Below are 12,225 nucleotides of genomic sequence, written 5' to 3'. Positions count from 1 at the left end.
CCACCTCCCGTCCGTCAGTTCTTCTTGACGGTTGAGGTCACAGACTGGATGACTTCGGTTGCCATCTTGAACTGCGCGGGACGATCCGTGATTCCATGCCGCTTGGCGATCCAGTCGAAATCGCTGTAGGCGGCGTAAACCGAGCCGTCGGCGGTCTGGTAGACCAGCACTCGCACGGGCCAGTCGAGCCCGGCTTCGGGATTGGACGTGATGAAAGTCGTGCCGAGCGCCGGATTGCCGAACATGACGAGCCGCGACGGCCTGACGTCGTTGCCCGCATTCTTGCCAAGCTGTGCCTGGTCGATGACGCCGAAGAACTTGATGCCTTTCTTGAGCACGTCCTTCTTGATGCGGGCGACCGTTTCAGCGACGGAATAGTCGCTCTTGACGGTGACGACGCCGTCCGAAGCCGCAGCCGGGAGGGCAATGGCCATCAGCATGGCGGCGCCTGCAAACAGAGCTTTGAGATGGTTGGTCATGTCGGTCTCCTTCGTTGGATAGCTAAGTTTCGATTTCAGGTCTCACGCCTTCGGCGTTTGCAGCGCGCGCGCGATCGCGATCGCGCTGGCGAGAACCGCGGCCAGCACGATCACGCATGCGGTCCAGCCGACACGGTCGTAGATCTGTCCGATGAGGAAGCTGCCGGCGAGCCCGCCCGCATAGTAGGACGCGAGATAAATGCCGCTCGCAGCGGCGCGATCGCGCGACGCGGTGCGGCTGACATGTCCCGTGGCGATCGCCTGAGCCAAGAAGGTGCCGACAGCAACCAGAGCCATCCCGGCGAGGACGACCGGAAGGCTGGGTGAGAGCAGCAGAAGCAAACCGATGATCGCCAGCCCAAGCGTTGCGCCCACCCCCATTCTCGGGCCAAGGCCTGAGGCCACGCGCCCGGCGAGCGGAGTGGTCAGCATTGATGGCAAAAAGACGAAATAGACCGCGCCCAAGGCCATCGGCGTCAACGACAGGGGCACCGCGACGAGCTGAAAATTCACATAGGTGAACGTGCCGATAAAGACGAACAGGATCAGAAAACCGATCGCAAAACAGGCCCGCAGCTCTACATTCCGCAACGGGGCTTTCCAGGCGGCGCGGGAAGGCTGGCCGTCCAGGTCGGCGCGCATCATTGCCGAGGTCTTTTGCAACGTGAACCAGACAAGGGCGGCGCCGAGCAGATTAAGCGCGGCGAAGGTCAGAAAGTTGGTGGAGATGCCGAACGTGTCGGCGACAGCCGCCGACATCAACCGGCCGAAAAAGTTGCTGGCAACATTTCCCGTCACATAGGCCGCAAGCGCGCTCGTCGTCTGCCGCGCCGAAAAATGCTCGGCCAGATAGGCCATGGTGAGCGTGAACGCAGTCGACATGCAAAGGCCTTGCACCACGTGCAGCAGTGCGAAGACCACAATATTGTCTGTCTGCGACAGCAGCGTCGTCGGGATCGCCAGGATGGCCAGGCTGATCCAGATGCCGTTGCGCCGATCGATGCCGCGCCCAAAGAGAGCGACGGCAATACCGGCCACTGCCATGCCGAAGGTGCTGGCGTTGACGGCGAAGCCCATGGTGGCGCGGCTGACGCCGAATTTCACCACCAGCGAAGGCAGGATGGCTTGGGTGGCGAACAGATCGACGAGCGTCAGGAATGCGATCAGCGCGATCAGGCCGAAGCGCCAGCTATCCGCGGCCGCCATGCGAAGCCGCGTCGGTTCGGAATGTTCACTGGTCGTCATGACGGGCTCCGTTGCCACGTCCTCAGGCAATCGCCCGAGGACGCGTTTTTGGTTTCTGATGCCGGGATATCTTCACCGCGACGAGCGGCTTACATCATGTGATCGTCGTGCATCGCCGGCGGCAGGACGTCCGCCGAATAGAGGACGGCCGGAACCTTGCCGTTGTTCTTCCACCAGTGGGCAAGTTGACCGAACTCGGCGGTCACGTCGCCGGCCGGATGCTCGATGCCGACCTTGCAGGTGCTGGCGTATTCAGTGATCGAGCCTTCGACGACGATAATGTTGGCAGGGCGGACATTGTGCTCATGCCACGGCACGACGCCGCCGGGCTGAACGACGAGCTTGCGAAGGCGCAGCATGTTGCCTTTCCAGGCCTCGCCCTTGCTGCTCAGATCGATTGCGGAAAGCACCGTGTCGGTCACGCCGACCGGCTTGCTGGGATGTTCCTGGATATCGGTGGTGGCGGCCTGGCCGGCAGGGCAGTCGCCAGCGAAAGCCGGGGCCGCGGAAAGTGCAGCGGTCGCGGACAGCATGCCCAGCGCGAACGAAAGGTGGAGTTTCTTGGTAGCCATCTCGTATTTCTCCTTTGTCGGTGCCCAATCGCGGGAAGCGGGGCATAACAAGGAGAGTGACCGGAGCCCCCTCGAAAGAGAAATGCTGACTGGCTCTTAAATCGATACCTGAAAACTATCGTGGATCATCATACCGGCACAGCAATCCGCGCCACGACATAGATCATGGCGTCGGTTCTTTTCTTCGACTTGCTATGCAGCCGTTTTCCTAACCGATAGATCGATGCCGCTTTCCGGCCAGCTATGCGCCTTGACGCTGTTGACGAAGGTTGATGTGGCCGGCGAGAACCGGCGCCCGGCCACAACGACAAGCCATACCTCTCGCCAAACCTCCGGATCTATGACGGGCCTGATCTGCAATCCCGGGATGACGGCGCTGAATTCCGGGATGAAGCAGATGCCCAGCCCGCCGGAGACCATGTTTTGAATCCAGTCTTCGCGTTCGCTGGCGTAGGAGATCCTGAGCTTCACGCCACGTTCATTGCAAAGGCCCGCAAGATAGTCGCGATACTCGCAGTTCAGGCGCCTGAGATAGTTCTCGCCGTCGAGCTCCGAGATGGCGACATTGTCATTTCGGGCCAGCCGGTGCCCATTGGGAAACGCAAGCACGAACCGCTCGCGATAGAGGGGCGTAACATCGAACCTTTCCGGAAAACTGTCGCTCGACGCCATGATGGCGACATCGATCTCACCCGCTTCCAGCAGCTGCGACAGGGATGCTGGCACCCCCTCGACGAGCTGTAGCTGAATGCCCTGCTGGCGCCGGTTGAAATCCGTCAGCAAGCCGGTAAATCGCCGCGGACCGATTGTGCACATCACGCCAACCTTGAGATTTGCATTCTCCAGGCAAAGAAACCTCGACGCCTCCTGGCGAACGCCGGTCACCTCATCGAGAATCTGCTGAAATCTGGGGCGCAGCAAAGCGCCCAGGTCGGTGAGGTGCGTCAGATTCCGCTCGCGGCGGAACAACAGACCGCCGACCTCATCCTCGAGCTGCTGGATGGCGCGCGAGAGCGCCGGCTGGGTGACGTTGCACTTCTCGCCCGCGCGCGTGAAATTCCGGGTCTCGCAGACGGCCAGGAAGTAGCGGATGTGATGGATATCCATGCGTATCGTCCCTCAGCTCCACAAATGCATTTGCCGGCTCGAAGATTGCCGCAATGAACCGGATCACGCCAATGCGCGGTGGCTATAAAGTCGATAGCGTTTCGTCATGCGACGATGGCGGGCCAAGGCCCGCCATCCAACTGTCCGGTTGTCGCTGACGCCGGGGGATGTCAGCTGTGATGGCCCAGAGCAAAGAGCTGGGCGCAGAACTGCGCGTGCGGCTTGCTCATGGCGGCGTCGTTGCATTCCTTCATCATCGCATCCTGGGTGGCCTTCGGCATGGTCTTCCATGCCGTTTCGAAGTCCGCACTCGACTTCATCGTCTTCATGCCGGAATCGGTGAAGAAGGGCTGCATGTTGGAAGGCTCGTCGAGGGCCCCGGCGAAGGCCACGCCACCGAGAACGCAAAGGGCAAAGGCGCCGAGGCAGATAGCTTTGAGGTTCATTTTCAAGTCCTTCTCTGGTTAGGTAGTCGTCCTATCGACAACCGTTTGATTGCATTTGACAGCAATTCAGAATTATTGGCTTCCTCCTTGCTGGGATGGACTTTGCCGCAATCACTTGCCAACTCGCCAATGCCATCTGCGTATGAAGACTATGCCGGTTCTGCATCCCGCAGATGCTTTCCGGCGCACCCGTTAGTTGGCTTCACCCAAAGCAAGCACGTTGGCGCAGAATTGTGCGTGGGGCTTGCGCATCGCCGGGTCGTTGCACGCCTTCGTCATCTTGACCCGGTCATGCTTTGACAGAGCAAACCAGGCCGTCCTGAACCCGGCCATCGGTTTCATCGTCTTCATCGTGGCGTCTGCATAGAAGGTCGGCAATGCAGCGAGGTCGCTGAACGGGTCGGCGGACGCCAGGCCCGCGCCAAGACAAACGGCAAGCACAGCCACACAGGCAAGTTGTTTTCTCATCATTCATCTCCCTTCCAGGCGCGGCTCCGGCAACGGCGCCAGTCTGATCGGGATGACGATTGCCGCGCGCGAGGGCCGGCAGCCAATGCAATCTGCCTATGGACTTCATGCCTCCTTGGCATTTCGGCTGAACAAGAAGATGCGGCAGTCTCTCTCCAATCGCCCTTGCTGGCGACCTTGGGACGGAGACCAGACCATGCTTGCCCAGTCCGCAGTGAGCACAGTCCAATCGACCACGTCAGGGACGGATCTTATCACGTCAGGGACGGATCTTGGTGTCGAGGGCCGGACGATCGACATCGTGCTGGCAAACGACGCGCATGCGGCTTTCGTGTGGGGGGTGCTCGATCGACTGCTGGACGAGCCGAACTGCAGCGTGAGCGGCGTTACCGCGTCGGGCTTTGCAGCGATGCAGGCGGCGGTCTTTGCATATGGGCTGAGCGTCGGCGGAAGGCGCGGCGCGCGGACGGCACTCGCCAACTTCTGGCGGCGCGTCAGCCATGCTTCGATGTTCGCCATCGACAGAACGAGCCTGCTTCGATCGATGCTGGAACAGTCGATCGAGCTCAAGACTATCCGTGACGACGACTGCCCGGTGAAGCTGCGCGTCGCGGCCGTAAACGCCCGCACAGATGCGGTGAAGATATTCTCGGGCGAACAGTTGTCGATAAACGCGATCGTGGCGGCAGCCGCTGTTCCGTTCCTTTCGCCGGCCATTGAGATCGACGGCGATCTCTATTGGGGCGACGGCGACGTCTCGCAACTGCCGCCCGCGGAACCGATCAGAGCCTGCCATCGTGTGATGGTCACCGGCAAGCCCTCGATATTCGTGGCGCGGTGTCCGGATCGCAGCCTCGGCGCCAACCAATGCGTGACCGGATGCGCCCCGGTTCACAGCATCTTCGACAGCCGCTGTCGAGCTGGAGCTCCGCTGCTTCTGAGGCCCTGGATCGACTGGGGCGAGCTGACTGACATTCGCGACAGGGGACGGCAATGTGCCGAAGACTGGCTTGCCGCTGATCTTTGCAGCACGACGAGCACCGGGCCTTCGACTGCAGAACCCAATACATCTAGGCGCTTCCCTCCCGCCTAGCCGCGCCTGCTTCGCATACTCCCGAATGCAGGTGCCAGGCCCTCCGGTTCCCGGCCGGAGGGCCTTTTCGCGCCGCCCTCCAGAACATAGTGGCCGCGTATCAATTCCATGCCGAGACAGCATTTCAGCTCGGCATGGCGATCGTGGAAACTGATCTGCAGACGGGCCGCAGGGCCGGTCTTTCCGTCGAAACGCCAACCAGGAGACAAGCCTGTGATCAACACCAAGACCCTTATCGGCTCGGCCCTCGCGGCCGCCACCTCGCTCGCCGCCACGGCAGCATACAGCGGCCCCGCCGCCAAGCCCGGCTTCGCCTTCGAGAAGTGCTACGGCGTCGTCAAGGCCGGCCAGAATGACTGCCAGACCGCGACCCATTCATGCGCCGGCACGTCGACCGCCGACAACCAGCCCGACTCCTGGCTCTACGTGCCGGCCGGCAGCTGCGCGAAGATTTCCGGGGGCAGCGACAAGCCCAAGGCCTAGCCGACTTTCCACCTCGAGCGATCAGATCAGAAGGAGGAGACCGATGTCCAATATGTTTTCGCCACTTGCAATCCCCGCATCGGGGGGCATCGGTCTTCGCTCGCCCCACATCGCGGAGATGCTGACGCGGCGCCCGTCCGCAGGCTGGCTCGAGGTCCACGCAGAGAACTACATGGGCGACGGCGCGGGCGTCCAGGCGCTGGAAAGACTGCGCCAGACCTACCCGCTGTCAGTGCATGGCGTCGGTTTATCGCTGGGCAGCGCGCAAGGCCTAGATCGCGACCATCTGGAAAGGCTGCGCAAGGTCTGCGAGCGCTTTGAGCCTGATCTGGTCTCCGAGCACCTCGCCTGGAGCATCGCCGACGGGGCCTATCTCAACGATCTCCTGCCGTTGCGCTATGACGAAGAGGCGCTGGCGATCGTTTCCCGCAACGTCGAGACGGTTCAGAACGCGCTGAAGCGACGTGTGCTGATCGAGAACCTGTCGGCCTATCTGGCTTTCGCGGACTCCTCGATGAACGAGGCCGAGTTCCTGGCGGCGCTCGTGGCGCGGACCGGCTGCGGCCTGTTGCTCGACGTCAACAATGTCCAGGTCTCCGCGCACAACCTGCAATATGACGCCAAGGCTTTCATCGACGCGTTGCCCGCGGAGGCTGTAGGCGAAATCCACCTTGCCAGCCACGCGACCAACCAGGTCGGAACCGATACCGTGCTGATCGACGACCATGGCTCGCGCGTGCCGCCAGTGGTCTGGGCGCTCTACCAGCATGCCATAGACCGGCTCGGGCCGCGCCCGACATTGATCGAGTGGGACACCGACGTTCCCGTTCTCGATGTGCTGCTTGGCGAAGCGATGTGGGCCGACATGCTGACCGCATCGATCATGTTCAACCGCAAGCAAGCCGCGCGACGCGAGCAAACGACAGAAGCCCGAGCGACGCCGATCCGCCTCTCGATCGAAGGCGAAACGACGACCAGCATGCCCGTCCTTGCGGCATTCGCGGCTGCCAGGGCCGCGAGACCATCCATCTCGCTGGCGCTGCCTCCGCTCGAGGAGACATACCATGCTGCCGCTTGAGCACCTGCAGACCGCGATGGCGCGCTCGGTGCTGGCCATGGATCCAACGATCGCCGCGAGATTGCTGACCGCGGGCAAGGCCGATCCGCTGGCCCGCCTGCGCATCTACCAGAACAACACCCGCGGCTCGCTGACAGCGGTGCTTATGGCGGTCTTTCCGGTCACGGTTCGCCTGGTCGACGAACGTTTCTTCCGCTACGCAGCGAGCGAGTTCATTCGACGCCATCCGCCAACGGAATCGCGGCTGGCGCGCTATGGCGCCGGCTTCCCGCGCTTCCTCAAATCGACCGACACGCTGTCCGATATGCCGATCGTTGCCGAAACGGCACGGCTCGAATGGGCCATCGCCGAGGCGCTCGATGCACCTTCGTCGCAGCCCCGCAGCCTCGCCGAATACGACAGTACCGAGCTCGGTCCGTCGCCAGATATCTTGTTGCAGCCTTCGCTGCGATTGATCATTTCGCACTGGTCGATCCTTTCGATATGGACTGCGCATCAGCACGACGGACCCGTCGACCGGAACAGCGCCTGGACAAGGCGCCCCGAACGCGTGGCGTTGTGGCGGTCAGGGGATAACGTGCGACTTGCTCTGCTCGACCGCGCGAGCCTCGCCTTCTGGCATTCGCTGAAGCACGGTCTCGGCTTTGAGCGTGCCACCGGCCGAGCGTTGGCCCTCGACCCTGCCTTCGATTTGGTCTCGGCCCTTATGCGTCTGTTCGGCGACGGTCTCGTCACCAACGTGCGCGTCGCCGCGAATTCCCTCTCAAACATATGGAGACAGTCATGACCGCAGTATCAGATCATTCCTCGTCCATGCCCGCCGGCCTTGTCGGCCTCTACAGACGCGTCATCAAGCTGCCCGAACACGTTCCATTTTCGCTGGTTCAACTCGCCGCGCGCGTGGCGGTGGCGCATGTCTTCTGGCAATCGGCCCAGAGCAAGCTCGCGTCCTGGCGAGTGACGCTGCAGTTGTTTGCCAATGAATACAACCTGCCGCTCATCGATCCATCGATCGCGGCGCCGTTGGCGACAGCGGCCGAAATCACCGGCTCGGTTTTGATCTTCTTGGGACTATTCTCGCGCCTTGCGGCCCTGATGCTGCTCGGCGTCGTCTCCGTCATCCAGATCTTCGTCTATCCAGAGAACTGGGCCGAACACCTGTTGTGGGCCTCGTTGCTGCTCCTCGTGCTGACGCGCGGCGCCGGCATTTTCTCGCTCGACTATGTCGCTGAGCGAAACCTTTCGGCATCCGCCAGGTGAACATCCCGACATATGGCAAAGCACGATGCGCATCTTCATCGTTCATGCTCACCCTGAGCCCAACAGCTTCAACGGCGCCCTGACCCGCGCGGCTGAGCAAGCGCTGTCTGCGACCGGGCATGAAGTCGTCGTTTCGAACCTTTATAAAATGGGCTTCGACCCGGTGTCGGATCGCCGCAACTTCACGACCGTACGCGACCCGAACTACTATCGCCAGCAGGCCGAGGAGGCGAATGCTGCCGCCCGTGATGGGTTTGCCCCGGACATCCAGCGGAGATGGAAAAGCTCTTCTGGTGCGATGCCTTGATCCTGCAGTTCCCGCTCTGGTGGTTCGGGCTGCCGGCGATCCTCAAGGGCTGGGTTGACCGCGTGTTCGCGTCAGGTGGCCGCGTCTATGGCGGCGGCAAATGGTATGATCGCGGCGTCTTTGCCGGAAAACGCGCGATGTGCTCCGTCACCATCGGCGGGCCGCCGCCGATCTATTCGGATCGGGGACTGAACGGCCCAATCGGTTCGATCCTGTTTCCGATCAACCACGGGATACTCTATTTTGTCGGCTTCGCGGTGATCGAGCCTTTCCTTGTGCACGCACCAGCGCGCATCAGCGATGCCGAGCGCCAGATATGGCTGGATCGTTATCGCGACCGCGTCCTCAGCCTCGCACATGCCCCTACAATTGCGTATCCGAAGCTCACGGATTTCGACGATAGCCATGTTTTGAAATCGGCGTGAATGACGCCTGACCAATCAGCTGGACAGCCCGCCCAGATGGCGTTGCCGTCGACCGGTCCCTGGCCGGACACATCCGCGCCTTGTGGCGTCGCGCCCTCGCCCCAGGCCCTGTTGCCGATGCGCTGCCAGCTCGTTGAAGCTCTGCAGCACGCCGGCATAGGTGCAACGCCAAATGCGAGAATCCGGGCAATACCAGAAGCACCTAAGTCGAATTTCCGACCGGGCATCACCGAATTTCCTGCGTGGCCGTTGACTTCATGGCGTCGATGTTCGCCGGCGCGTTCATTAGGACCCGCCGATGTGAGCAGTGAGCTGGCTAGCAAGTACCGCGAGCAGGTTTGTTCTCGGCGGCGGGACATTTTCAGTCAAGCCCGGGCAGACGCACTCCTGCGAAGCCCGCCAGCGGAGACCCGTTCCTTCTTCCGTTCGTCTGTCGTTTCGGGCGCAGGCTCGCTGATGTCGCCGGCCACGACGGCACGCGTGCGCTCCAGCATCGCGGGGATCTCCCGAGCCGGTAGTGGCCGACTGAACAGGAAACCTTGCGCTTCCGTGCAGCCTTCTCTTCGCACCCGTTCAAGTTGCTCGGCCGTCTCTATCCCTTCGGCGGTGGTCTGCATCCCAAGGCTGTTGCCGAGGCTCGTAACGGCCCGGATGATGGCGACGGAGCTGTCGATATCCTCGGCGTCTTTCACGAAGGACTGGTCGATCTTGATTTTGTCGAACGGAAACGATCGCAGATAGCTCAAACTCGAATATCCGGTCCCGAAGTCGTCCATCGCGATCTGCACACCCAGCAAGTGGATCTGTTGCAGCATCGCGAGAGTGGCCTGGGTGTTGGCCAGTAGCACGGTCTCGGTGATTTCAAGCTCGAGACGGCTCGCGGGCAATCCCGAGGCATCCAACGCTGCGACAATCGTCGAGAGCAAGCGGGCATTGCGAAACTGCGTCGGTGACAGGTTGACGGCAACCCTGATGCCTTCGGGCCAGCCTGCCGCGTCGAGACAGGCTTGCTTGATCACCCATTCCCCAATCGGAACAATCAAGCCGATCTCCTCAGCCAAGGGGATGAACTCGGACGGCGAAACGATGCCCCGCGTCGGGTGATGCCAGCGCAACAGCGCCTCGAAACAGCTGACCTCGCCGCTTTCGAGATTGAGGAGCGGCTGGTAGTAGATCTCGAACTGCTGCCGTCCCAACGCGTCGCGCAGATCGAGCTCGAGAAACCGCCGCGCCTGCATGCGGGCATCCATGTCCGGCTCGAAGAATCTGTATGTTCTGCGGCCCTCCGCCTTTGCCCGATAGAGCGCCATGTCGCCGTTCTTGAGCAGCTGGTCGGCGTTTGTGCCGTCGTCAGGCGCAATCGAGATGCCGACGCTGGCGCTGACCGTGACGCCATGGCCGTCGGCTATATAAGGCGCGCTCAGCGCGTCAATGACGCGTTGCGCAAGGGTGGTGGCCTCGACCGGCTGATCGACCCCATTTTGAATGATCACGAACTCGTCGCCACCTAGTCTGGCAACAGTATCGTCCTCGCGCACGATCTGCTTCAGCCTTGCGGCGACCTCCTTGAGCAAGGCGTCGCCGACTGGATGCCCTAGCGTGTCGTTGACAGTCTTGAAATGATCGAGATCGAGGCAAAGGAAAGCGACCTTGCCATCTCTGCGCGCCATCTCGGCCAAGGCGTCCTCGGCGCGTTCGCGAAACAATATCCGGTTTGGAAGATCGGTAAGCCCATCATGGCGAGCCATGTGCGATATGCGAGCCTCGCTGCGCCGCAAGTCGGTCACGTCGTGATGCGTGGCAAGCCATCCGCCGCCCGGCAGCGGCTGATGAATTAGGTCGATGGTGCGCCCGTCCCTGAGCTCCACCAGGCTCACGACGCGCTCGGCGCGGTCGATGGTCGCCGAGAGCTCTTCCAGATATCTGTCCGGGTCCTGGCCTACATAGAGTCCCGCCGCAATCCGGAAACGCATCAAATCCGCCCACCGGGAACCAGGGTGAGTCAGGGCCTCCGGCAGGCGATAGAAGTCGGCATAGGCCTGATTGCAGAAAACCAGCCGTCGGCCGGCATCGAACATACACAGACCCACAGGCATGTTCGCGGCAGCGGCAGCCAGATTCTGCCGCTCCAACTCGGCATCACGAGCCAGGGCGATGCTGCGCTCCAGGCTGGCACGATAGCCGGCAAAGGCCGAGAACAATATTCCGACCTCGTCGCGCCGATCCTTTCTCAGAGCAACCAGCGTCGAGCGGTGTTCCCCTCGCGTCAACCGGTGCATCGCTTCGCTCACGGCCAGGATCGGCTTGCTGACATTGTGGCGAATCCAGGCGACAAGCACGCCAAGGCACACAACAGCAAAGGCGATCGCGGCCCAAACCAGCCGCTGCGCGATGGTGTAGGTGCGGTCCGCCATGGCTGCGGCAGCCGTGCTGCGCTGATTGGTGAGTGCCAAGAGACCGTCCAGCCGCTGAGCCGCCGCCGCAACCGTGGGGAGCGAAACCGCCTCGAACTCGTTAGCTGCCTTCGTTCGCTCCGCGGTGTCGAGAAGCGGAATGATCGACGACAGGGAGTCTTGATACGCCGTCCACAGGTTGACGAATTGATCGAACAGCTCCTGCTCGGCAGGTGATCCGGCACTCCTGCGGTAGGCGCGCCGATCTTGGAGCATTTCTTCGCTCTCTCTCGCCATCTCCTTGTCGATGTCAGCCATTTGCTGAGAGTTTTCGGTACGCATGCGCAGCGTCGCGTAGAGCCGGTGCTCCGCAAGGTTGCGCTTCATCTCGTCGACGATCTGGACCTGGGGCAACCAAATTCCGGTGATCTCGCTCGTGACCTTATTGAGCGACCGCAGCTGTTCGACCCCAAATACCCCGACCGTAACGGTGCAAAGCAGTGCCAACCCAAAGCCCAGCGTGAGCTTGCTGCCGACACTTATGTCCTTGAACCGTTTCATATGAACGCTGGCCTGATAAGATCAGTCCCGCCCGCAGGCGCCAATAGCGGGACTGATTGGAAGCGCCTCGCCAATCTCGCGCTGAAATGTATTAAGGCTGACTTAAGATGGCGTTTAATGTGATCTGTGCTTCTCGTTGTCTGCCCTCAACGATATGACAACCGGAACACTTATGCTGTGCGCTTGTGAACAAAGAGATATTCCCCGCTCAACAGGGACGCGCGATGGCGGGTTAATACTCTTCTGGACGCTGAGGCAATCCGCTACATATTTAATGATCGGGCAGCTGTCGGAGGAGACCGCCTAGG

The 12,225-nt window shown here is 61.6% G+C and carries 14 protein-coding genes; 7 read left to right on the top strand and 7 right to left on the bottom strand.

The genetic code is table 11. The features are described 5' to 3' along the window. Positions 1 to 14: 14 nt before the first annotated feature. The 6 genes from LB565_RS09440 to LB565_RS09415 all read right to left on the bottom strand — a co-directional run bounded on the left by LB565_RS09440 (position 15) and on the right by LB565_RS09415 (position 4,317). Complete coding sequence (locus LB565_RS09440) at positions 15 to 479, bottom strand: DUF302 domain-containing protein (protein ID WP_224583177.1); 465 nt, start codon at positions 477 to 479, stop codon at positions 15 to 17. A 42-nt stretch (positions 480 to 521) separates the two neighbouring features. After that, positions 522 to 1,724 (bottom strand): MFS transporter, encoded by a 1,203-nt coding sequence (locus LB565_RS09435; protein ID WP_224583175.1) that lies wholly within the window; start codon positions 1,722 to 1,724, stop codon positions 522 to 524. An 89-nt stretch (positions 1,725 to 1,813) separates the two neighbouring features. Beyond that, positions 1,814 to 2,296 carry a cupin domain-containing protein gene (locus LB565_RS09430; RefSeq protein ID WP_224583174.1) on the bottom strand — a complete coding sequence of 161 codons (483 nt, stop codon included), beginning with the start codon at positions 2,294 to 2,296 and terminating at the stop codon, positions 1,814 to 1,816. Between the two features lie 192 nt (positions 2,297 to 2,488). Continuing rightward, a complete protein-coding gene (locus tag LB565_RS09425; protein ID WP_224583172.1) occupies positions 2,489 to 3,403 on the bottom strand; it encodes a LysR family transcriptional regulator in 915 nt (304 codons plus the stop codon). Positions 3,404 to 3,573: 170 nt separating this feature from the next. Further along, positions 3,574 to 3,849: a hypothetical protein gene (locus LB565_RS09420; RefSeq protein WP_224583170.1), complete on the bottom strand. Its 276-nt coding sequence runs from the start codon at positions 3,847 to 3,849 to the stop codon at positions 3,574 to 3,576. Between the two features lie 192 nt (positions 3,850 to 4,041). Then, positions 4,042 to 4,317: a hypothetical protein gene (locus LB565_RS09415; protein ID WP_224583168.1), complete on the bottom strand. Its 276-nt coding sequence runs from the start codon at positions 4,315 to 4,317 to the stop codon at positions 4,042 to 4,044. 196 nt (positions 4,318 to 4,513) lie between these two features. On the opposite strand from LB565_RS09415, the gene LB565_RS09410 reads away from it, so the two are divergent. From LB565_RS09410 to LB565_RS09385, 7 genes are all read left to right on the top strand, one after another. Further along, a complete protein-coding gene (locus LB565_RS09410; protein ID WP_224583166.1) occupies positions 4,514 to 5,410 on the top strand; it encodes a patatin-like phospholipase family protein in 897 nt (298 codons plus the stop codon). Positions 5,411 to 5,623: 213 nt separating this feature from the next. Further along, complete coding sequence (locus LB565_RS09405; protein WP_140700495.1) at positions 5,624 to 5,893, top strand: DUF2282 domain-containing protein; 270 nt, start codon at positions 5,624 to 5,626, stop codon at positions 5,891 to 5,893. A 43-nt stretch (positions 5,894 to 5,936) separates the two neighbouring features. Further along, positions 5,937 to 6,971 (top strand): DUF692 domain-containing protein, encoded by a 1,035-nt coding sequence (locus tag LB565_RS09400; RefSeq protein WP_224583164.1) that lies wholly within the window; start codon positions 5,937 to 5,939, stop codon positions 6,969 to 6,971. Next, on the top strand, positions 6,958 to 7,758 hold the full coding sequence (locus LB565_RS09395; protein ID WP_224583163.1) for a DNA-binding domain-containing protein: 801 nt from the start codon (positions 6,958 to 6,960) through the stop codon (positions 7,756 to 7,758). The genes LB565_RS09400 and LB565_RS09395 overlap by 14 nt, the downstream gene beginning before the upstream one ends. Continuing rightward, entirely contained in the window at positions 7,755 to 8,231 is a 477-nt protein-coding gene (locus LB565_RS09390) for a DoxX family protein (RefSeq protein WP_411970625.1), read from the top strand. The genes LB565_RS09395 and LB565_RS09390 overlap by 4 nt, the downstream gene beginning before the upstream one ends. Before the next feature lie 25 nt (positions 8,232 to 8,256). After that, entirely contained in the window at positions 8,257 to 8,538 is a 282-nt protein-coding gene (locus tag LB565_RS29825) for an NAD(P)H-dependent oxidoreductase (protein WP_263488426.1), read from the top strand. After that, on the top strand, positions 8,508 to 8,963 hold the full coding sequence (locus LB565_RS09385) for an NAD(P)H-dependent oxidoreductase (protein WP_318012142.1): 456 nt from the start codon (positions 8,508 to 8,510) through the stop codon (positions 8,961 to 8,963). The genes LB565_RS29825 and LB565_RS09385 overlap by 31 nt, the downstream gene beginning before the upstream one ends. Positions 8,964 to 9,328: 365 nt before the next feature. Here LB565_RS09385 and LB565_RS09380 read toward each other — a convergent pair whose 3' ends face one another. Then, a complete protein-coding gene (locus LB565_RS09380) occupies positions 9,329 to 11,917 on the bottom strand; it encodes an EAL domain-containing protein (RefSeq protein WP_224583161.1) in 2,589 nt (862 codons plus the stop codon). Positions 11,918 to 12,225 lie beyond the last annotated feature (308 nt).

This window comes from Mesorhizobium sp. CA14, from assembly GCF_020165195.1.
Lineage (GTDB): Bacteria > Pseudomonadota > Alphaproteobacteria > Rhizobiales > Rhizobiaceae > Mesorhizobium.
This window is presented reverse-complemented; position numbering and strand designations above follow the sequence as displayed.